The sequence below is a fragment of the Streptomyces sp. NBC_00306 genome (assembly GCF_036169555.1).
GTDB lineage: Bacteria > Actinomycetota > Actinomycetes > Streptomycetales > Streptomycetaceae > Streptomyces > Streptomyces achmelvichensis.
The window spans coordinates 7,862,824-7,883,087 of record NZ_CP108032.1 but is presented as its reverse complement, the minus strand read 5'-3'; the positions used below and the strand labels follow the sequence as shown (position 1 = coordinate 7,883,087).

Genomic DNA, 20,264 nt, shown 5'->3' with positions numbered 1-20,264 from the left:
CCGCCGGGAGAAGACCTGGAGCCGAACGGGCCTTCGGCGAGTCGAAGCTGATCTGCCGTCGGAGCCAGGCGCTTCTGAAGCGCCCCTGCCCATCCGACTCCGTTCGCCGCGCACCCGATGTGCGTTCATCGCCGCCGGCCTCTTTCCAGATCCGTCTTGGCCACCCCTCCACTATTCACTCAGTACATATACATGGTGCATACTGATCTGCATGACCACCCGTCACATTCTGCTGGGGCTGCTCTCCTCGGGGCCCAGCCATGGATACGACTTGAAGCGACGTCACGACGAGCGCTTCCCCGAGGCCCGTCCCCTGGCATACGGGCAGGTCTACACGACCCTGCAACGCCTGGTCCGGGACGGCCTCGCAGCGGTCGACGGCACCGCGTCGGACGGCGGTCCGGAGCGGACCGCGTACCGCACGACGGACGAGGGCACGCTTGAACTGGCCCGGTGGGCATGTGAGATCGCACCCCCCGCACCCTTCGTGACGAACGAGATCTTCGCCAAGGTCGTCGTGTCGATCCTCACCGGCGGCGACGCGGGCGCCTATCTGCTGGCCCAGCGCGCTGCCCATATGGCGCGGATGCGGGAGCTCACGGCGGTCAAGACAGCCCCGGGCACGGACATGACGACCGTCCTCTCGGCCGACTACGCCCTCCATCACCTCGACGCCGACCTCCGTTGGATGACCACCACGGCGGCCCGGCTCACAACCCTGACCGCGGAGGTCTGCACAGCATGACGAACGGGACCACGAGACAGCCGCTGCTTGCGGCCCGCGACTTGGTGAAGGCCCATGGCAGGACCGAGGCCCTGCGCGGTGCCTGCGCCGAGCTGCGGGCCGGTGAGATCCTCGCCGTTACCGGGGCCAGCGGCAGCGGGAAGTCGACGCTGCTGCACTGCCTGGCCGGGATAGTCCGCCCGGACGCGGGCTCGGTGACGTACGACGGCGAGCGGCTGGACAGGCTGCCGGAGAAGCGGCTGAGCGAGCTGCGCCGCACCGAATTCGGGGTGATCTTCCAGTTCGGGCAGCTGATCCCGGAGCTGACGGCTCTGGACAACGTGGCCTTGCCGCTGATGCTGGCCGGCACCGGCCGCACCGAGGCGCGGGCGCGCGCAGGAACGCTTCTGGAGCGGTTCGGGGTGCGCGGACAGGAGGAGCTGCGGCCGGGCGAGATGAGCGGCGGGCAGGCGCAGCGGGCGGCACTGGCCCGTGCGCTGGTCACCCGGCCGAGGGTGGTGTTCGCGGACGAGCCGACCGGGGCGCTGGACTCGCTGGCGAGCGAGCAGGTGATGACGGCGTTGGCTCACACGGCCCGGGAGTCGGGCACGGCCGTGCTGCTGGTCACGCACGACGCCCAAGTAGCGGCGTACGCGGATCGCGAGGTCCAGCTGCGGGACGGGGCCGTGTCGAAGCTGGAGGTGACGGCATGAGCACGATGGCTTCGGACCTCCGCCTGGCTTGGCAGCTCGTACGCGGGTCCGACCGGCGGGAGTCGTGGAGGATCACGCTGACGGCGGCGGGCGCAGCGCTCGCCACGGGTTTCGCTCTGGTGGCCGCCACGCTCGCGTCCCTACAGGGCAGTTACCGTCTCTCCCTCTTCCACGGCCTCCTGGACCAACCCGGTACTCGTGCCGGGGTGATCAGCGGCCTGCTGCTGTTGCTGGTGCCGGTGCTGGGATTCCTCGGTCAGTGCGCCCGGATCGGCGCTGTACACCGCGATCGCCGGCTGGCCGGGCTGCGGCTCGCCGGGGCGACACCCTGGCAGGTTCGCCGGATCGCCGCCCTGGAGACCGGGCTCGCCTGTCTGCTGGGTTCGGCGGTCACCACCGCCTTCTCGGTGCTTTGCCTGCTGCGCCTGTGGAGCGGTCCGACGCCGTTGACCTGGGCGGCCCTCGCATCGGTCGCCGTCGGGGTACCGGTGCTGGGCGCGGCAGCGGGAGCCTTCGCACTGCGCCGGGTGGTGGCCTCCCCACTGGGCCGGGTCCGCCGGGTGCACCCGAAGGCGGGCCGGGGACCAGGACTGTTGTCCCTGGGTGGTGGTCTGGTGATGGTGGCCGGGCTGGCGTCGCTCGCCATGTACGGCGGCCACGTCTCCGGCAACCGGTTCGACTGGCGGATGCCGTTGACCGTAATGGGCCTCGTCGTCACCCGGCGCCGGCGCGGTGTGGCTGTCCGGCGTCACTGCGCGGCACACCGGACGTCTGCTCGCCGCGCGGGCCCGGACCGCGGCGCCGCTGATTGCGGGGGAACGGCTGCGCGACGATCCGTGGGCCGCGGCCCGGTCCCACGCCGCAGTGCTGCTGGTGACGGTCGTCGGGACGGTCTTCCTCTGTGTTCAGCACGCGATGCGCACGGAACTGTCCAGGCAAAATCATCTCGCCGCCGACATGGCCTACTACACCACCGGTCTCAACCTGACCGGGGCCGCTGTCCTGGTCGCCCTCGCCATCACTCTCTCCGGGCTCGCCGTGGGCACCGCGGAGTCACTGGCCTCCCGCCGCCGGGCCCTGGCCGCCCAGGTGGCGGCCGGCGTGCAGCGCCCGGTCCTGAACCGCGCCCTCCTCCTGGAGACGGCCCTCCCCCTCGCCCCCGGCTTGCTCCTGGCGGGCACCGGAGGCATGGCGATCGGCGTCGCGTACTCCACGGCCACCGGCGTCGGCTCGGTACCGTGGACCGCCCTTCTGGTCGCGCCCGTGATGTACGGGTCCTGTCTGCTGGCGGCGGCGACGGCGTTGCCCCTTCTCGGGCGCTGGGTGCGGCCGGGGGAGCTGCGGTACGCGTGACAGCGCACCATGAGAGCAGACGGTGACGACCACATGCCGACCTGGGTGGGGGCATGGGCGCCCGCCTGCTCACCTGCCCGACCCGACCGTACGTCGATCCGGACTCGTGTCGCTTCTGATCACTCAAGCATGTGCGTTGTGCCGACCGAAGTCAGGCACCGCGCACGACTTCCGCGTCATGGGGGCCCTCTTCGGGCTGGTCACCAGCGTTCTTCCGCGCAGCCCGGACAGATCGCTGGTCGACCAGTCTTGCGGCGAGCAACTCCCTTACGCGTTCGGCGTCCTGAGGTGAGCTCAAGCCTCGCTTGGGCAGGATCAGCACGCCGGCGCCCCACACATCCGGGGTGAGCAGTACAAAGACCCGGCGACCCTCGACCCAGCGCCCGTAGAACTCCCAACCTGTGTGGTTCGTATGGCGCACGGACTCGGTGCTGATCCCTGACGGGTCGAGCGTGACGCGATGTTCGCCCAGGTGCCTGGCGTACCCGAGCAGGCCCAGAGCCATCAGCCAGCGGCACACGACGGCTATGACGATGACGGTCACGATCAACCGCAGTACCCCCAGGGCCGGGGAGTCGGTGCCCTTGACCGCAACGTTGATCGCGATCACCAGGCCGAGGAAGATGCCCACGCCCCACAGAACGCGAAAAGCCCACCGGCCGGCCGGGCTGTGCCGCATCTGAAGTTTCAACCCGTCGGATATCTCTCGCAGTGTCACCGTGTAGGTGAACCGTACGGATACGTCGGTGCTCATACACCCTCCCCAGAGCTCGTGGAAACGGATCGTACTGGCAGGCGATCACCGCTCATCCCGCATCGGCCGGATCGCCGATCTCGGCAAAGCTGTGGCCCCCACCCACGGCGCCACCGGGGACGCACTGCTCACAGATCCTCGGAGGACCTCATCCAAGCCCTCCGGCGCCCTCGTCACCTGCAACGCCGGCATTCAGGAGCAGCTCCACGTCAGCGGCCGGCAGCGGAGAGCGCAGGGCCCCCGGAGCTGACGCACCGGGGACCCTGCGCTTCGGGGTACCGCGACGGTCGAGCCCGCCCGCAGAGGTCAGCCGGCCGGCACCGTCAACGCGTCCGTCACGGGACTTGGTTGCCTACCCCGTTGGCTGTCAGGGCTCCGGTCCAGATACGCAATCGGTGCAGGCTGCCGGGAAGGGGGTCGCCGTCGGCGGCGCGCCCCACGGTCACCTTGCCCGTTCCCTGCGTCTGCGCGATGTGACCGGCCTGGGGAGACGTCCCCTGCCCAGAGGTACCGATGTAGAGCTTCAGCGCGCCGGACGTGTCGGACGGGTCATCGGCGATCGCGGTGGCGTTGTAGGTACCGGTGAGATCGATCGGGGTGTCGAAATCTGTCATCACGTCGTTCGCTTGGGCCTCGACACGGCCAGTGACATTGCCTGCAGCGTCAACCCCTGTACGGACAAAGCTCCAAAGGGAAATGTCCGTGTCGAGCTTGGTCAGTACGAGCGCCCAGGACGAAGCGCCTGCAAGGTTTTGGGCGGCCACGATTCCGCGGTGGCCGACCGGCTTGGACGCCCACTCCGTACCGTTCACACTCACCCGGGCCGACACGGTGAAGGAGCCCGTTTCGTCCACGACCGGTCCGGAGGCGTCGGCGTAACCCCGTATTCCGTCGAGCACCAGTCGGCCTTGCCCCATGTCGTCCGGCAGAAGTTGTGCCCCCTCGGGCGAGAGGTTGAGGGCGGTTCGGCCGTAGCGGCTGATGTCCTTGATGATGTTGCCGGTGGTGACCGGGCCGGCGTTCCAGTCCGCGACGAGCGCGGTGGCCGGCTCGTATTCGTCCTCGAGGTCTGATACCAGACGTAGGTCCATCGGCCGCAGTGCCCGTTGCCAGACTGCTACTTCGTCCACGTAGCCGTGGAAGTACCGCTGGTGCCGGCCGTTGGCCTTGCTCCGGCCCATCTGGAGTCCGCTTGCCGACGTCCAGGGCCGGTAGGCCGAGGTCGCTGTGGCCAGGGTTACCGGCTCTCCCTGGGGACGGCCGTTGACGAACAGTTGGATGGTGTCGTTCGTCGAGTCTGCGTCACGTTTGGTGTCGAAGACTCCGGCCAGGTGGGTCCATACGCCGGCGGGCGGATGCGCCGCGTCGCCGTAGGAGACGACATCCGTCGTGTGACGGCGGTCCTGGGCGCCTCGGCCGAAGGCCCACTTCTTGTGCTGGGCGGAGTAGGACAGCTCGAAAGCGGCGTCGTGGGTCCCGGGTGCGGAGAGTACGGCTTGATCGGACGTCGTGTTGGCGAGATAAGCCCAGGCCGAGACGGTGAACGACTCGGCGGTGTTGACGGGCGGCCCGGCTGTCGTCGCGTACGCCTTTTGCTTGCGAGGGGCCGAGCTGTTCAGGTCGAGCGAAGAGTCGGCCTCGCCGCGTCGGGCCCGGTCCGACCAGGTGGCGCCGCCCTTGAGTGACGCGTCGTGGCGCTCCGTCCCCTCGCTTGCGGTGTCCTTCGTCGTGGTCCCTGATCCGTTTGAGGGACGGTCCGCGAACTGCCACTGTCCGACCGCGCCGGGCGCCTGCTTCACCATGAAGGTGAAGGATGTCGAAGGGCCCCAGCGTTCGCCCCGGTCTCTGGCCTGTACTTCCAGGATTTGAAGGCCGGCAACGGATGGCACTGCGGTGTACGGCGGCGGCTCAGCCCCATCGACGACGACGGCTCCCATGTGGCCGGTGAGGCGCACCCGGTAGGCGGTGACGTCGGTGCTTCCTGTGGCTGCGTCGATATCGGCCTCGTTCGGCCGGAAGGTGAACAGGCCGGGCAGCCCGGGTTCGCCGCGCCCGACGCAGTCGTCCGCGGTGCACTCCGTGTACGGACCTTGACTGGTGATCCGGGGTGGTCTTGGTACCGGATCGTCGGCTGCGTCTCCCGATGCTCCGAAGGCCGGCGATGTCAGCAGCCCTGCCAGCAGCGTGGCGCCTGCGATCACGGCCCATGCGGGCCTGCTTCTCCGTCTGTGTCCGGGCACGTTCGTCTTTCCCCTCCCCTGGGCCTCCCCAGGCCCCTTGTGAACGGGCGACTGTACGAGGCCCGTCGGCGCACCCTAGCCCGGGACGGGATCCGATTCGATCTTTTATGCGCTCTGGAGCGAGCTGGGCAGGTGATTGATGTCGGGCGGCCTTGAAGGAGGTCGACGAGCCGTCGGACGACCGGTGCTGATGGGTGGCACGGTGTCTGCCCGCAGTCAGCCGGCGCGCTGTGTGGTCGTGTCGGCCTGGACGGGGATCTCGGGCAGGGGCACGGTGCAGGACGCGCAGCGTCGGGCGTGGGCCGGGACAGGGCTGAGGCATTCGGGGCAGTCCCGCTTGGGGGCCTGAACGTCCTGGTGCGGGGCGAGGCGCTCGTGGAGTTTGTTGATGGGCAGGACGACGAGGAAGTACAGGGCCGCGGCAAGGAGAAGGAAGCTGATCGCGGCGTTGATGAAGGCGCCGTAGGGGAACTGGGTCGCGCCGAGGGTGAAGTGCTTGCGGCTCATGTCGCCGGTGGCTCCCGTGGCCAGTCCGACGAGTGGGGTCAGGAATGCACCGACGAAACCGTTCACGACGGCGGTGAACGCGGCGCCGATGACGATGCCGACGGCCAGATCGACGACGTTGCCTCGCAGGATGAAGCTGCGGAAGCCTTTCATCTTTTGGTTCTCCTCTCCGGGGCCCGCGGCGACACAGGTGGGGACGTGTGGGCGCGGGACGGGGCGTGCCTGCCCTGTCCGGCTGCCCCGGGAGGGCGGAGTGAATGTGTACGGTCTCGTTTCCGGCCGCGGTCCGCGTGTGGACGCCGGCGATGCCCGGTCCCGGGGCTGCAGGCCCGCGGCGCTCGGCTGCGTGCTGCGCGCTGTCGGGGCTGTCGTGGCTGTCCGATCACGGCACGGAACGCGACGAAATCTCATAACGTACACCGCTTGGCTCCTGTCGGGTCACAGTTGTCCACAATAGCCGCAGAAGTCTTTACAAGCCTGTGGGCTACTGCGAGGGTCAACTCCCGCATGGGCGTTGCCGTGGGACGCGACGTCCTTTCCGTGGGGGGACAACGACATGATCCGTGGCTTTGCTCTGTCTGTTTTCCGCCGTCCGTTCCGGCTCAGATCGCGGGGTCTGATTCTGCTGGCGCTGACGGCGACGCTGGTGGCTCTGCTGCCGCTGTTCACTTCGGGTGACCGGGCGAGTGCCGGGCCGGGGGCATTGCCGATGGCGGACCCGACGGCGCCGCCGCCTGCGCCGCATCATCAGGCTGCACCTGCTTCCGCCATGGAGCCGGCCGCGCCGACGCTGCCGCGGGACGGGTGGACGGCGACGGCGAGTGATCACGAGACGGTACGGGGGGATCACCGTCCTCTTCGGGTACTGGACGGCGATCCGAACACCATGTGGCACAGCCGGTGGTCGCCGACCGCTGCCGCGTTGCCGCACAGCATCACCATCGACATCAAGGAGACGGCGGTCCTGTCCGCGCTCGTCTACCGGCCTCGGGCGACCGGGACCAACGGCCGGATCGGGGAGTACGCGATCCACCTGAGCGCTGACGGTGTGGCCTGGGGTGCCGCTGTGGCGACGGGTACGCTGGCCGACGACGCCACGGTCAAGACGCTGAGTTTCGCGCCGAAGGGCGCTCGCTTCATCCGGCTGACCGCGACGACCGAGGCAGGTGGCCGCGGCCCGTTCTCCAGTGCCGGTGAGATCAACCTGCTGGGCGATCCGGGTACCGCCGCCTCCGTGGTCGATCTGCCCCGTGAGGGCTGGACGGCATCGGCAACCAGCTTCGAGACGGCCCGGGGCGCGCACGCTCCCGCCGCTGCGCTGGACGGTGATCCGGACACCCTGTGGCACAGCAGGTGGTCACCGACCACAGCGCCGTTCCCGCACAGCATCACGATCGACATGAAGACGGCGCGGCCGGTGTCCGCGCTCTCGTACGAGCCGCGGCGCATCGGTGTCAACGGCCGGATCGGCGCCCACACCGTCACCACCAGCCTGAACGGCACCACGTTCAGTACGCCGGTGGCGAGCGGCAGTTGGAAGGACGACGACACGCTGAAGGGCGCCACCTTCACCCGTACCGTCACCGCCCGCTATGTGCGGCTGACCGCGACGAGTGAAGCCGGCGGCCGTGGACCGTGGGCGTCGGCGGGCGAGATCCGTATCAGTGGACCCGCCGCACCTGCCTCGCACGGCGTGTGGGGCAAGGTGACGGGCTTCCCGCTGGTGCCGGTCGCGACGGCGGTGCTGCCGAACAACAAGATGCTGGCATGGTCGGCGTACGGTATCGACCGCTTCGGCGGGAGCAACGGCTACACCCAGACCGCGATCATGGACCTGGCGACCGGCCGGGTCACACAGCGGCGGGTGGACAACACCGGGCACGACATGTTCTGTCCCGGCATAGCGGTCCTGAAGGACGGCCGCGTGCTGGTCACCGGCGGCTCCAACGCCGAGCGGGCAAGCATCTACGACCCCGCCACCGACGCCTGGGCATCCACGTCGGACATGAACATCGCCCGCGGCTATCAGGCGATGACCCTGCTCTCCACCGGCGATGCCTTCGTTCTCGGCGGATCGTGGAGCGGCGGCGGCAGCGCCAAGGGCGGTGAGGTCTGGTCGTCGGCGAACGGCACATGGCGCAAGCTCAGCGGTGTGCCGGTCACCACGACGATGACCGCCGATCCGCGCGGTGCCTACCGCGCCGACAACCATCAGTGGCTGCACGCCACGTCGAACGGTCGGGTGCTGCACCTCGGCCCGAGCAAGCAGATCAACTGGATCTCCACCAGCGGCAACGGCACCATCACCGCGGCCGGACGGCGCGCGGATTCCCCGGACGCGATGAACGGCAACGCGGTCGCGTACGACATCGGGAAGCTGCTCACGCTGGGCGGTGCGACGGCGTACGAGAATGTGAAGGCGACGCGGCGGGCGTACACCGTCGACCTCAACGGGGGTGGCACACCGATCAGTTCGCGTACCGGGGACATGGCCTATGCCCGCGCCTTCGGCAACAGTGTGGTGATGCCGGACGGCAAGGTGGCCGTCTTCGGCGGGCAGTCGTTCCCGGTGCCGTTCAGTGACGCGACCTCGGCGATGACGCCGGAGATCTGGGATCCGGCGACGGGCAGATTCACGCGGATGGCGTCGATGGCGGTGCCGCGGAACTATCACAGTGTCGCCAACCTGCTGCCCGACGGCCGCATCTTCACCGGGGGCGGCGGACTGTGCGGTGCGTGTGCGACCAACCATCCCGACGGGGCGATCTTCACGCCGCCGTACCTCCTGAACGCGGACGGCAGTGAGAAGGCCCGTCCGGTGATCACGGGCGGTGTCCCGGCCCGAGCGGCGAACGGGGCGCAGCTGGCCGTGACGACCGACGCCGACGTCTCCTCGTTCGCGTTGGTGAGAGCGGGGGCGTCGACGCATTCCACGGACAACGACCAGCGCCGTGTGCCGCTGACGTTCCGTCAAACAGGTGCGGGGGCGTACGACGTCACCGTTCCGGCCGATCCGGGGGTGGCGCTGCCGGGCACGTACTTCCTGTTCGCTTTGAACGCCGAAGGGGTGCCCAGCAAGGCGAGGATGCTCACCGTGGGCTGACAGCGCGGCGTCCACGGGCGCCCGGTGCCACCTGTTCTGCGGGTGATACCGGGCGCTCGGTCGTCCCCCGTAAGGGTGATCCCGGCGGAGGCGTTCAGGTGCGCTCGTGCGTGTCGCCGTGCCCTGTTCCGGGCGCGGCCGGCCGCAGCGTCATGCCGGGCTCCGGCGCGGGGGCGATGGGTGCCAGGCGGCGGGGCGGTGCGCGTCGCAACCGCCGGACGGGCGCGACCGCGATCAGTGCCGCCGCGCAGCCGGCGCTGATCACGGCGGCGGCGAACAGCAGTTCATGGACCCCGACCAGCGAGCTCGCCGGTCCGGCGATCATCTGCCCCAGCGGGACGGCGAGGATCGACCCGGCGATCTCGTACGCGGAGACCCGGTTGAGCCGGTCCTCGGGGATCTGGGTCTGCACGGTGGTGGCCCACTGCACGCCCCAGAACGCCCAGCCGACCCCGCTGACCGCGTAGCCGAGCAGGAGCAGCGGCAGCGCCGGGACCAGAGCGGCCGTGAGCGGCATCAGGGGGAAGAGGAACATGGCTACGGCGCCGCCGAGCAGCGGCCGGGCTGGGCGGATGCGGATGGCGATGAGGCCACCGACGGCGCAGCCGGCGCCGAACGCGGCCTCGGCGTAGCCGAAGGCCGCGGTGCCGTGAGCACCCGTGACGGACGCGGCACCGAGCGGGGTGAGCGGGCCCCAGACGAAGACGCCGAGGACCCACCAGATGAGGATGACCGCCCACAGCCAGGAGCGGGAACGGAATTCGGTCCAGCCGGTGCGCAGGTTCTCCCATGTGGAGGTCGTGCGGTCGGCGGTGAACGGCGGCAGCCGCAGGGCCAGCAAGGACAGTCCGCTGGCGGCGAAGGTGGCAGCGGTCGCGGCGAACGCCCAGGCGGGTGCGGCGGCCGCGACGAGCAGTCCGGCGCCCGCGGGACCGGCCATGGTGGAGATGCCCTGGCCGACGCGGAGGACGGCGTTGGCCTTCTGCGCGTCGGCGGCGACCTGCGGCACCATGCCGTTGACTCCCGGCTGGAACATCGCGGTGGCCAGACCGCCCAGCGCGGTCGCGGTGACGATGAACCACAGTGGGGGCCGGCCGACCGCGACGTACCAGGCGAGGGATGCGATGAGCAGGAACCGCACCGCGTCGGCGGCGATCATCACCGGCCGGGGGTGGAACCGGTCCGCGAGAACCCCGCCGAACACGACGAACACCGCGAAGGCGGCCATCCACGCACCGAGGGCGAACCCGACCGCGCTCACCCCGTAGCCGAGGGTGAGCATCGCCACCGACAGGGCGACCGGCAGCATCGCGTCGCCCAGCATGGACGCGATGCGGGCGGTGAAGTAGAGCGTGAAGTTCCGTGTCCACAGCGGAGGTTGCACGACTGCGGAGTCGATCATGCTGTGGTTCCTCCCCCGGGCCCCGGGCGCGGCGGGCCGGCCGGCCCTTCCGTGCAGCACAGAATCGTAAGCGCGGCCGCACCGGACGGGACAGCGGGTTTTTCGCGAACGTCCGCCGCCGTGCCCGGATGGAGGCCCCATGGCCGGGGTGGGCGGCACCTGCCGGTTCGCAGGCGGGGCGGGGTGTCCAGCACAATGGCTCCGCAATCCACACGCCTTTGACGAGAGGAAGCGCCGTCGTATGGCCGGCAACGCAGAAATGGTGGCCTTCATCGAAGCACGGCTCGCCGAGGAGGAGCGGGTCGCGCTGGATGCCGGGGGCGCGAGCTGGCGGTGTCCGGCGGATGTCCCCGGGGAGGTCCACGACCGGACGTCCGGGATCGCCTTCACGGTCAGGGACGCCGGCTACGACCGGCACATCGCACTCCAGGACCCTGCCCGCACGGTGGCCCGCATCGAGACCAACCGGGTCCTGCTCAGCGAGTACGTCGAGATCGCGGAACGGGACACCGACCGCCCGGAGGAGGACTTCACTTCCGGTCGCGCCGTCGGCCTCGGCTTCGCGGTACGGCAGCTGGCCGCGGAGTACGCCTCGCATCCCGACTACACCGCGAAATGGCTTCCCCGCTTCATCCGCTGAGGGCTGTCCCGTCATCCCCGGTGGATCGGCGCGGGGCGTCGGATGCGGTGCATCGCACGACGGTGTAGGCATCCCCGCCGGAGGCTGGGGAAGATCCTCCTCATAACCGCCGTATTCGGGTGATCCGACACCACGAAGAGGGGCCGTAGTTGTCGTCGTGCGCCCGCCGGGGACGGCGGCACAGCCCTGAGGTCCTCAGGGGGCCGGGGCCGGGGATGCGCCGAGGGCCCCGGCGCCGGGCGGCGCGGGACCCTCGGGGTGCGGATCGCGGTCAGGCGCCGGGCTCGCTGATGTTGACCATCCAGCCGATGCCGAACTTGTCCGTGCACATGCCGAACACGTCGCCCCACATCTGCTTCTCCAGCGGGACCGCGACGGTGCCACCGTCGGAGAGCTTGTCCCAGTACCCGCGCAGTTCGCCCGGGTCGTCGCCGCTGAGGCTGACGGCGAAGTTCGTGCCCGGCGTGTAGTCCATCCCGGGAGGGGTGTCGGCTCCCATGAGGGTGAAGCCGGCGGGGGTTTCCAGCTGGCCGTGCATGATCTTGTCGGCGAAGCCGGGCGGCGCCTCGCCACCGAAATCGCCGAAGGTGTGGGCCGTCAAGGTGCCGCCGAAGACGGCCTTGTAGAACTCCAGGGCTTGCTTGGCGTCACCGGTGAAACTGATGTACGGGTTGAGTCGAGAGGCCACAGCATGATCCTTTCGTGACGTTTTGTCAGGAATGCAGCGTAGCCCCGGCCGACCCCGCGGGGAGGGTTCTGCGCTCCCGTCGTGGAACCGCGTCCTGGTGTGTGCCGAGGGCAGCGCCGCGGGCGCTGCCGGCGTAGGCCGCGGCCGGGTCAGGAGGCGAGATCGCGTGCCCGGCCGGCGGCCGCAGCGACGGATCCCCGGTGCAGAGGGCCGTGGCCGGGAAGGAGGGTGTCGCCCGCCACGCCCTCGATGGTCCGCAGCGAGGCCAGAGCTCGCTCGCGGTCGGTGTCGAACATGACGGGAAGCAGCTGCGGGCCCTTCAGCCGTGAGGTGGGATGGCCGCTGACAAGGGCGTCGCCCGAGATGAGGATCCCTGCCTGCGGCAGTACGTAGCAGCAGTGCCCTGCCGTATGGCCCGGGGTGTGGAGGGGGACGGGACGCCCGGGCAGGTCGAGAGCGCCCGGGGCGGGAAACGCCCGCGGCGCCGTGACCCGCGAGTCGGCGGTACCGCCGGAGCGCAGGGCGTGTACCGCCCACGGCAGGACGCCGGGGCGCCACGCGTTGCGCAGCACGGTGGTGATGCCGACCTGATGCAGGAACTCCCGGCGTGCGTGCGGCACTTCCGCCTCGTGCAGGAGAACGGGCGTCCCGAAGGAGCGGCTGAGATGTTCGGCGGATCCGATGTGATCGTTGTGCGCGTGCGTGACGAGGACGGCCCTGACCGACTCGGGAGCGTGACCGACCTCGGCCAGCGACTCCAGCAGAAATTCACGGTCGCCGGGATAGCCGCAGTCGACGAGTGTGGCCTCGTCGCCTTCGCTGAGGATGACCCAGTTCGTGTTGCTGCCGTGGACCAGGTGGACCCCGTCGGCAACCTGGACGAGGGACTGTGGGCGCATGACCGGCCTGCTCTCCGAGAGGGGTGGGGTGGCGTTGGCGGGGCTCCGCTCAGGCCGGGCGGCCCGCGAGATAGAACGCGAGGACCTGCGGAAGTTGCGTGGACCACTCCCGCACGCGCGCTTGCCGCTTCGCGCTCACCCGGCATTCGTAGAACGCCCCGTTCGCGTGAACGACACCCACCATCAGGCACGTACCGCGCACCGTGTGGTGGACCGTGCGGATCTCCGGCCAGGTGAATGCGGCATGCCGGCCCTCCTGGTCGAAGCAGACCCCCTGAGGATCCACGAGGACCGCGTTCTTCGTGTCGGCCGCCGCAAACTCGGGCCCTACGGCGGGCGCGTGCGCCGCCGTGGGCGCAGCCGCCGCAGGCGCGGGTGCGGGCGGTACGGGCGCTGCCGCGGGGGCCGGTCCGGGCGGCGGCGTGGGCTCGTACGGGGCGCCGAAAACACCGGTGGGCGGGGGGACCGTGCCGGGCGCGCCGACCATCGGCGGCGCGGCCGTGGTGATCGGCGGGACGGGGGACGCGGGCGCGGTCGTCGGTGTCGGCGTCGGCGTCGGCGCAAGGATCGGTGCCGGTGCCGATGTCTGGACCGTCTCGCGGGGCCGGTCCAGGTCCGCCCCCGGCATCAGCTTCGCCATCGACCGGCGCAGCTCCTCCTCGGTGCGTGCCTCGTACAGCGGCAGCATCATGGGACTCGAGCCGAACTGCCACACCGCGCCGGTGCGTTTGACGACGATGTCAGGGCCGTTGCCGTAGGTCATCGCGGAGGTGTCGCCGTCGTGGTACGCGTCGGGCTGGGTGTCGACCGACCAGGCGAACCCGAGGTCCCGGATCCGCCGGTCGGCATGGCGCGGCCCGTACCGCGCGCTCACCCATTCAGTCAGGTGTCGAGAAGTCAGCACGCCCCGACCCTATGCGGTGTCCCCGGCGCCCCCGCCCTCGGCCTGGGTGAGCGCGGCGACGACGCGTTGGGTCATGTCCTCGCGCGGGTTCAGGGGGGTGGGGGCGTAGGAGAGCACGAAACGGCGCTGGTGGTCGCGGGTGGAGAACATGCGGGTGCGACAGCCGTACCACTCCCCCGTCTTGCCCCAGAAGGTCACGCCGTTCACCGTGGCCTGCTGCAGTCCCATGGAGTAGCGGGCCGCGCTGCCGTCCAGCATGCGCACACTCGCCGGGGGCAACGTGAACAACTTCTCCGTCATACAGCGCGGCAGGAGCACGCCGCGAAACAGTGCCTCCAGGAAGCGGGACAGATCGTCGACGCTGGAGACGAGTTCGCCCTCCCCCCAGCTCGAGGAGGGGTTGTAGACGGTGATGTCGCGCAGAGAGGTATCGCTCATGCGGAGATATCCGTGCACGTGGCTGCCGTGCAGCCGCGGGTCGTCCCCGGGCAGCAGGGTTCTCGTGAGGCCCAGCGGGCGCAGGAGGGCCCGCCGGATCTCCTCGCCGTAGGGTCGGCCGCTCAGGCGCTCGATGAGCAGGGCGAGCAGGACGTAGTTGATGCCCCGGTACTCCTGCGCTGTGCCCGGCGTGAACTTGAGCGGTCCGTGGGTCACGGTCGCCACCAACTGGTGCGGCGTCCATCGGTCGTGCCGGTGGTGCAGCACATCCTCCGGTGTACGCAGGTCCGGCAGGCCCCGGTGGTCGGGCAGGCCGCTGGTGTGCTGCAGCAGCTGGGCGACGGTGATCCGGGCCTGCTCCCGCGGGAGCAGGCCCGGCAGGTAGCGTCCGATCGGGGCGTCGAGTTCCAGCCGGCGACGGGCTGCCATCTGCAGGACCACGGTCGCCACGAACACCTTGGTGACGCTGCCTGCGCGAAATGCGTCATCCGGCCGCACCTCACGGCCCGTTGTGGTGTCGGCCACTCCCGCCGAGCCGTACCAGCAGCCCTGCGTGCCGGTGACGCGCAGTTGCGCGGCGGTCGTCGGCGGGTGAGTGAGGTCACCGATGGCGGCGCGCAGCACGTCCGGGCGCAGCGGGGGGATGCGCGCGGCGCCGGCAGCTTCGGCGGCTCGGCGCTGAGCACCTGTCCGGGTAGCTGCCCGGGCGTGGGTGCCTCCTGCCGTGGTGAGGACGGCAGTGGCCGCGGCGCCGACGACGAGTGAGCGGCGCGAAAAGGGCTGGGATGTCATGGAGTTCATGCTGTCGGCGCGATGCCGACGGGCCATCAGGGATGTCCCGCAAACCTCCCCGACCGAACCAGGACCCCTCCCCCAGTCGCCTCCGAGCCCCGTCTCCCGTACCGCGGCTACCGCGATGTCGTGGCCCGCGAGGGAGCGGCCGCACGGAGATCGGCTCGGCCAGGACGAACGCGCCGTTTAATCGCGCCAGTTGGGGCAGACGGCATGCATTAACGATCTTGGAAATGTGGGAGCGACAACATGACGGTACCTGCGCGTCGGCCACGGGTGATGATGCGTCGTCGGCCGGGATTCAGTCTGCGTCAGACCGCACTCGGTTTCGGCCTGGTGGCGTCGCTGGTCTGCGGCGGCGGGCTGATGCTCAAAACGCTGGTGAAGTCATCAGACACCCATGAGCTGCTGGGCATTGCGCTGGCGGCGGGTGCGGTCGTGGTGGCGCTCGGGGCGGTCCGGCGGACGCGACACCGGCGCCGGCACCCGGTCTGGGACGGAGGGGCGGCCGCCTGCGCCGACGGGAGCCCACCGCAGGAGCCCGGACCGGCAGCGCATGTCCTCGCGCCGGGGACACCGGAGGCCGACGGCGAGGACGACGCGGAAACGGTGGACGGGGTGGAGCAGGAAGCCTCGCTGCTGGGGCTGTTGGACCCCGTCGCCTTCGAGCAGGCCGTGGCAGCACTGTGCGAACGCGACGGCTGCCGTGACATCGAGGTCGTCGGGGGTGCGGGCGACCTCGGAGCGGACGTGGTGGCAACAGCGCCGGACGGACGGCATGTCGTCATCCAGTGCAAGCGCTATGGCCCCGTGAACAAGGTGGGGTCGCAGGACGTCCAGCGGTTCGGCGGTACGTGTTTCGCCGTGCACGAGGCCCAGGTCGCGGCAGTGGTGACCACAGGCGGCTTCACCCTGCCGGCGACCGAGTACGCCGAGCAGTGCGGGATCGTCTGCTTCGACGCTCATGCCCTGGCCGCCTGGGAGGACGGCACCGGGCCGGCGCCGTGGGAGGTGGAGGTGGTGGCTGAAGCGGACGTGGCCGGCTGCTGAGCACAGAAACCGGGCAGTCGGGCCGCCCACACGGCAGCCGGCCGGAACGTGGCGACCGACGTCACACGGCCGGCTGTCAGCTCCTTCTACGGTCCGGCGTCCGGGGTTTCGAGGGCGCGCAGCACCCTGGCCGCCGCCCAGCGAACACCGCCCGAGGCATCCGACGTCAGCGCGGTGAGCACCCCGATCGCCGCGTCGCCGCCCGGCGGGAGGGCGCCGTGTTCCTCGGCGTACCGGCCGAGTCCGATCGCGGCCTGGTAGCGCACGTCGTCGTCCGGGTCGCTCAGATACGTCAGGAAGAGGCGCCCGTCGGCCTCGTCGCCGTCGTCCAGCAGGGACAGCGCCGTCGCCCGGACATCGGGTGGGGCCTCTTCCAGCAACCCTCGTACCCACGGCAGGACTTCGGGATAGCTGCGCAGTGCACTGCCGGTGTGCCAGAGCACCTGCGGGTCGCTCACCAGGCAGTGCATCAGCGTCTCGACGACCCTGCGGCGGTCCGCCGAGGGCAGTCGATGGTGACCGAGGCGGCCCAGGCCGGTGAGTGCCCCGGAGCGGACCTCCTTGTCCTCGTCGTTCAGGAGCGGGAGCAGCAGCTCGAGGGCCTTGCGGTCGCCGAGTTCCCCGAGGCCCTTGGCGGCGGCCGCCTGGATCGCGGGGTGGCAGGGCCACTGGGTGAGGACCGACCTGATCTGCCGGACGGCGGTCGGGGTGCCGATGTCGGCCAGGACGTCCACGGCGACCGGGCCCACGTCGGGATGGTCGAGCCACGGCAGTGCCGCTGCCAGCAGGCGGCGCTCGCCCAGCCGTCCCAGGGCACGCAACAGCCGGCGAGCGACATCCGGGTGCCGTTCGTCCTGAAGGGTCGTCAGCAGCAGGCCGGCCGTTCCGCGTTCCTTGAGGTCGACCAGTTTGCCCACCACCGCCTCCCGTACCTCGAAGGCAGGATTGTGGAGGCCTTCGAGCAGGGAATCGCGCAGCCGGTGCGTGTATCGGGAGGGCAGCATGTCCAGCGCCCGCGCACGGGCCGCGCCGGGGCCCTGGCGGGCGGTGTGCAGCACCTCGGCCCGCAGGTCGTCGTCCATCCGGGTCACCAACAGGCACCGGGCGTGCCCCCAGACCCGCCAGTCGGGGTCGCCCAGCAGGAGCACCACGGCCTTGCGGTCACCGATCGCCTTCAGCCGGGTCAGTCCGGTCAGCGCGTTGAGCCGGACGTGCCGGTCCGGGTCACGCAGGAGGCGGGCGAAAGCGTCGATGACGGCCGGGCCCGTCAGCGAAAGCCTCTGGGCAGCGAGCGCCGCGCGGCGGCGGACCTGGGCATCGGGATCCCGCATCAGAGAGATGAGAACGTCGTCCGCCCCGGGTGCGCCGAGGCGGCCGAGGCCGAGTGCGGCGGCCGCGCGCACCGCGGGATCGGCATCGCGGCCCACGTGGACGAGCGCCTGCACCTGCTCGGACCGCCCGATCCGCCCCAGCCCCTTGGCGGCGGCAACCCGCCGCCACGGCTCGGGCGCCGCGAGCTCCCGCAGGAAGAAGGCGATCTGATGGTCAGCCCCCATGGTGTTTCCCCCTTTGGGAGAAGAGACGTTCAGGGGGCCTGGGGGTTGCGCCGCCTCGGGCACTTTTCACAGCAGGGGCACGCGGTCAGTCGCTGTGCTCACCCGGTGGCTGCGGGCTGAGGAGGCGTTCGGCCGCCTCCACCGCTTGCCCCCCGAGTACGTCCCGGTCGACGCCGCGGCTCTCCTGCCGGTCCTCCGGGTTGAGCGCCCGGGTTGGGCTACTACGCGGGAGGCAAGGCGTCGGGAGGTCCGTTCGTGGCCAAGGGCACGGTCGTGGCCACCCTGACACGGATGAGCACGGTGATCGCGGACAGGCCCGAGCGGTGAACGGTGTGCCTCGCCGGCCCGGTGTGGTTAGGCCACTCGCCCGGCACGCCCCGCGGTGGCATCACGTGCTTCGATGAAGGGGTGACGGTCTTCGTCGGCACCTCGGGCTGGCAGTACAAGGACTGGCGGGATGTCCTGTACCCCGAGGGTGTGCCCCAGCGACTGTGGCTGGAGGAGTACGCATCCGGCTTCGCGACCGTGGAGAGCAACAACGCCTTCTACCGGCTCCCGTCCCGGGAGACGTTCGCCCAGTGGCGCCGGCGCACCCCCGAGGGCTTCGTCATGGCCGTGAAGGCCAGCCGCTTTCTGACCCACATCAAACGGCTGCGGGACCCCGAGGAGCCGGTCGCGCGGCTGATGGAACACGCCGCCGGGCTCGGTGACCGTCTCGGGCCGGTACTCCTGCAGCTGCCGCCGACCCTGAAGGCCGATGCCACCCTCCTCGACGACTGCCTGCGCTGTTTCCCGGCCGGTACGCGCGTCGCGGTCGAGCCGCGCCACGACTCCTGGTGGGTTCCGGAGGTCCGTGCGGTCCTCGAGGCACGCGGCGCCGCCTTGTGCTGGGCGGACCTGCACTCCCGGCCCGCAGGACCGCTGTGGCGGACCAGCGACTGGGGCTATCTGCGGCTGCACGCGGGCCGGGCCCAGCCCTGGCCGCGTTACGGCAGGCAGGCCCTGTCGACCTGGGTGGGCCGGCTGACCGCCGCCTGGCCGGGCGACTGCGATATGTACGTGTACTTCAACAACGACCCGGGAGGGGCCGCGGTCCGTGACGCCATGGCGTTCGCCCGTCTCGCCACGGCGGCCGGCGCACATGTCAGCCGCACTCCACAGGGCCTGGCATCCGGTGCCGGGAATGCGGGCTGACCGGCACAGGATGCCAATATCGACCGCCCGGGCGGCACTGGTCCGTCACCTCTGGACAAATCACTTCTGGCCCGGTTTGTATGGATGCCACGTCGGAATGTCGAGCGGTCGTCCGACAAGGGCCACGGCCTGGGGCGACGGCTGTCACGCGCCACACCACGGCGCACATGCGGGAGGCAGTCACATGGACATCACGACGACTGCCGGGCCTGGCCCGGGACACGCCGTAATGAAACTGGCCGGAGAGCTGGACATCTCCACCGTCGGTGACATCCGCGCGGCACTCGCCGCAGCAGTCACCGCATACCGGCAGGTGGTCATCGACCTCGGAGACCTCTCCTTCTGCGACTGCTCCGGCATCGGCGCACTCGTCGCCGCGAAAAACTCCGCCGCCCGCCGCGGCACCCACCTCACCGTCCGCAACATCCCCGACCACCTCGCCCGACTCCTCCACATCACCGGCACCCCACTGCCCGCCACACCCGGCACAAGCCTCACCATCGGCGGCGCAGCCCACCACTTCCCCCAAGGCACCGCCGCCTAGCCCACACGCGTGGTCCAGCCGCATCCCGATCGACACCGCACCGGGCAGGCACCCATGCGCTCAGAGCACGCCGGGACCTGCTTCGGCCGTCCGCCCGACCCGGTCGGAGACCTTCGTCATCTCGACGAGCCAGCCACGGATGCCCGCCGGATCCAGGGTGAACTCGATCGTGGCCGGTTCAAGGGAGTCGATCCGCAGCGTGTCGGCAAAAGCGACAGTGATGTCGTGCCGCGTCAGGCGGTGGGGCCCGTGCACTCCGGGACTCCCGGGTTCCCGGTCGCTGAAGCACAACAGGAAGTAACGTCCGCCGGGGCGCAGCGCGGCGTGAAGGCCGTGGGCGAAGGCGGCGCGGTCGTCCGGATCGAGCATGTGGAACAGGCCCGAGTCGAGAGCGGTGTCGAACTGCTCCCCCAGGTCGTCCAGTCTTCGCGCGTCGTGATGGAGGAAGCGGACGGTGGCGCCGCGCCGACGCGCCTTGTCCTCCGCGGCCCGTAGCGCGCCGGCCGCCAGGTCCACGCCGGTGGCGTCGAGGCCGAGGTCGTGGCACATGAGCACGTGCTCCCCGGTTCCGCAGCCGATGTCGAGCACTCGTCCCCGGATGGCGCCTGATTGTGCAAGCTCGAGAAAGGCCTGCTGCGGTCGTCCGATCTCCCACGGTGGCCGGACGGCGTACAGGTCGTCCAGCCACTGCCAGGGGGGCGGTGCACCCGCATCGTCGTGTGCCGGCGATCCGGCCATACTCGCGACCTTCCGTCACTGCGGT

Annotated in this window: 17 protein-coding genes and 1 pseudogene; 8 read left to right on the top strand and 10 right to left on the bottom strand. The window is 70.5% G+C overall.

Going from position 1 to position 20,264, the window contains the following annotated elements; translation table 11 throughout:
* Window positions 1–211 precede the first annotated feature (211 nt).
* The 3 genes and pseudogenes from OHA05_RS35230 (at window position 212) to OHA05_RS35220 (ending at window position 2,790) form a co-directional block, all read left to right on the top strand.
* Complete coding sequence (locus OHA05_RS35230) at window positions 212–745, top strand: PadR family transcriptional regulator (RefSeq protein ID WP_328862837.1); 534 nt, start codon at window positions 212–214, stop codon at window positions 743–745.
* Entirely contained in the window at window positions 742–1,437 is a 696-nt protein-coding gene (locus OHA05_RS35225) for an ABC transporter ATP-binding protein (RefSeq protein WP_328862836.1), read from the top strand. The genes OHA05_RS35230 and OHA05_RS35225 overlap by 4 nt, the downstream gene beginning before the upstream one ends.
* Window positions 1,434–2,790, top strand: a pseudogene (locus OHA05_RS35220) (FtsX-like permease family protein). Before OHA05_RS35225 ends, OHA05_RS35220 begins: the two are co-directional and overlap by 4 nt.
* 151 nt (window positions 2,791–2,941) lie before the next feature.
* Here the strand turns inward: OHA05_RS35220 and OHA05_RS35215 are convergent.
* The 3 genes from OHA05_RS35215 to mscL all read right to left on the bottom strand — a co-directional run bounded on the left by OHA05_RS35215 (window position 2,942) and on the right by mscL (window position 6,444).
* Window positions 2,942–3,544, bottom strand: coding sequence for a YcxB family protein (locus OHA05_RS35215; protein WP_328862835.1), 603 nt, complete (start codon window positions 3,542–3,544; stop codon window positions 2,942–2,944).
* Between the two features lie 335 nt (window positions 3,545–3,879).
* Window positions 3,880–5,745, bottom strand: coding sequence for a LamG domain-containing protein (locus tag OHA05_RS35210; RefSeq protein WP_328862834.1), 1,866 nt, complete (start codon window positions 5,743–5,745; stop codon window positions 3,880–3,882).
* A gap of 255 nt (window positions 5,746–6,000) precedes the next feature.
* Window positions 6,001–6,444, bottom strand: a complete 444-nt coding sequence (gene mscL / locus OHA05_RS35205; protein ID WP_313942165.1) for a large conductance mechanosensitive channel protein MscL — start codon at window positions 6,442–6,444, stop codon at window positions 6,001–6,003.
* A gap of 616 nt (window positions 6,445–7,060) precedes the next feature.
* Here mscL and OHA05_RS35200 point away from each other — a divergent pair.
* Complete coding sequence (locus OHA05_RS35200; RefSeq protein WP_328862833.1) at window positions 7,061–9,394, top strand: discoidin domain-containing protein; 2,334 nt, start codon at window positions 7,061–7,063, stop codon at window positions 9,392–9,394.
* 94 nt (window positions 9,395–9,488) lie between these two features.
* Here the strand turns inward: OHA05_RS35200 and OHA05_RS35195 are convergent, their stop codons facing one another.
* A complete protein-coding gene (locus OHA05_RS35195) occupies window positions 9,489–10,796 on the bottom strand; it encodes an MFS transporter (RefSeq protein WP_313942167.1) in 1,308 nt (435 codons plus the stop codon).
* A gap of 241 nt (window positions 10,797–11,037) precedes the next feature.
* Between OHA05_RS35195 and OHA05_RS35190 the strand changes: the two genes are divergently transcribed.
* On the top strand, window positions 11,038–11,436 hold the full coding sequence (locus OHA05_RS35190; protein ID WP_313942168.1) for a DUF6221 family protein: 399 nt from the start codon (window positions 11,038–11,040) through the stop codon (window positions 11,434–11,436).
* Window positions 11,437–11,707: 271 nt separating this feature from the next.
* Here the strand turns inward: OHA05_RS35190 and OHA05_RS35185 are convergent, their stop codons facing one another.
* The 4 genes from OHA05_RS35185 to OHA05_RS35170 form a co-directional block, all read right to left on the bottom strand.
* Window positions 11,708–12,124 (bottom strand): VOC family protein, encoded by a 417-nt coding sequence (locus OHA05_RS35185; protein WP_313942169.1) that lies wholly within the window; start codon window positions 12,122–12,124, stop codon window positions 11,708–11,710.
* Between the two features lie 149 nt (window positions 12,125–12,273).
* Window positions 12,274–13,023, bottom strand: a complete 750-nt coding sequence (locus OHA05_RS35180; RefSeq protein ID WP_313942170.1) for an MBL fold metallo-hydrolase — start codon at window positions 13,021–13,023, stop codon at window positions 12,274–12,276.
* A gap of 49 nt (window positions 13,024–13,072) precedes the next feature.
* Window positions 13,073–13,927: a hypothetical protein gene (locus OHA05_RS35175; RefSeq protein ID WP_328862832.1), complete on the bottom strand. Its 855-nt coding sequence runs from the start codon at window positions 13,925–13,927 to the stop codon at window positions 13,073–13,075.
* A 9-nt stretch (window positions 13,928–13,936) separates the two neighbouring features.
* Entirely contained in the window at window positions 13,937–15,157 is a 1,221-nt protein-coding gene (locus tag OHA05_RS35170; protein ID WP_328862831.1) for a serine hydrolase domain-containing protein, read from the bottom strand.
* Window positions 15,158–15,406: 249 nt separating this feature from the next.
* Here OHA05_RS35170 and OHA05_RS35165 point away from each other — a divergent pair, with 249 nt between their 5' ends.
* Window positions 15,407–16,207 (top strand): restriction endonuclease, encoded by an 801-nt coding sequence (locus tag OHA05_RS35165; RefSeq protein WP_328862830.1) that lies wholly within the window; start codon window positions 15,407–15,409, stop codon window positions 16,205–16,207.
* A gap of 86 nt (window positions 16,208–16,293) precedes the next feature.
* Here OHA05_RS35165 and OHA05_RS35160 read toward each other — a convergent pair whose 3' ends face one another.
* Complete coding sequence (locus OHA05_RS35160; protein WP_328862829.1) at window positions 16,294–17,763, bottom strand: HEAT repeat domain-containing protein; 1,470 nt, start codon at window positions 17,761–17,763, stop codon at window positions 16,294–16,296.
* Between the two features lie 408 nt (window positions 17,764–18,171).
* Here OHA05_RS35160 and OHA05_RS35155 point away from each other — a divergent pair, with 408 nt between their 5' ends.
* A complete protein-coding gene (locus OHA05_RS35155) occupies window positions 18,172–18,957 on the top strand; it encodes a DUF72 domain-containing protein (RefSeq protein ID WP_328862828.1) in 786 nt (261 codons plus the stop codon).
* Entirely contained in the window at window positions 18,905–19,501 is a 597-nt protein-coding gene (locus tag OHA05_RS35150) for an STAS domain-containing protein (RefSeq protein WP_328862827.1), read from the top strand. The genes OHA05_RS35155 and OHA05_RS35150 overlap by 53 nt, the downstream gene beginning before the upstream one ends.
* 60 nt (window positions 19,502–19,561) lie before the next feature.
* Here OHA05_RS35150 and OHA05_RS35145 read toward each other — a convergent pair whose 3' ends face one another.
* Window positions 19,562–20,239, bottom strand: coding sequence for a class I SAM-dependent methyltransferase (locus OHA05_RS35145; protein WP_328862826.1), 678 nt, complete (start codon window positions 20,237–20,239; stop codon window positions 19,562–19,564).
* Window positions 20,240–20,264: the final 25 nt, after the last annotated feature.

Excerpts from the sequence above, each read along its gene's own strand:
- OHA05_RS35230 (WP_328862837.1), top strand. The coding sequence starts at position 212 with ATGACCACCCGTCACATTCTGCTGGGGCTGCTCTCCTCGGGGCCCAGC.
- OHA05_RS35225 (WP_328862836.1), top strand. The coding sequence starts at position 742 with ATGACGAACGGGACCACGAGACAGCCGCTGCTTGCGGCCCGCGACTTG.
- OHA05_RS35215 (WP_328862835.1), bottom strand. The coding sequence starts at position 3,544 with ATGAGCACCGACGTATCCGTACGGTTCACCTACACGGTGACACTGCGA.
- mscL (WP_313942165.1), bottom strand. The coding sequence starts at position 6,444 with ATGAAAGGCTTCCGCAGCTTCATCCTGCGAGGCAACGTCGTCGATCTG.
- OHA05_RS35200 (WP_328862833.1), top strand. The coding sequence starts at position 7,061 with ATGGAGCCGGCCGCGCCGACGCTGCCGCGGGACGGGTGGACGGCGACG.
- OHA05_RS35195 (WP_313942167.1), bottom strand. The coding sequence starts at position 10,796 with ATGATCGACTCCGCAGTCGTGCAACCTCCGCTGTGGACACGGAACTTC.
- OHA05_RS35190 (WP_313942168.1), top strand. The coding sequence starts at position 11,038 with ATGGCCGGCAACGCAGAAATGGTGGCCTTCATCGAAGCACGGCTCGCC.
- OHA05_RS35180 (WP_313942170.1), bottom strand. The coding sequence starts at position 13,023 with ATGCGCCCACAGTCCCTCGTCCAGGTTGCCGACGGGGTCCACCTGGTC.
- OHA05_RS35170 (WP_328862831.1), bottom strand. The coding sequence starts at position 15,157 with ATGACATCCCAGCCCTTTTCGCGCCGCTCACTCGTCGTCGGCGCCGCG.
- OHA05_RS35165 (WP_328862830.1), top strand. The coding sequence starts at position 15,407 with ATGACGGTACCTGCGCGTCGGCCACGGGTGATGATGCGTCGTCGGCCG.
- OHA05_RS35160 (WP_328862829.1), bottom strand. The coding sequence starts at position 17,763 with ATGGGGGCTGACCATCAGATCGCCTTCTTCCTGCGGGAGCTCGCGGCG.
- OHA05_RS35150 (WP_328862827.1), top strand. The coding sequence starts at position 18,905 with ATGTCAGCCGCACTCCACAGGGCCTGGCATCCGGTGCCGGGAATGCGG.
- OHA05_RS35145 (WP_328862826.1), bottom strand. The coding sequence starts at position 20,239 with ATGGCCGGATCGCCGGCACACGACGATGCGGGTGCACCGCCCCCCTGG.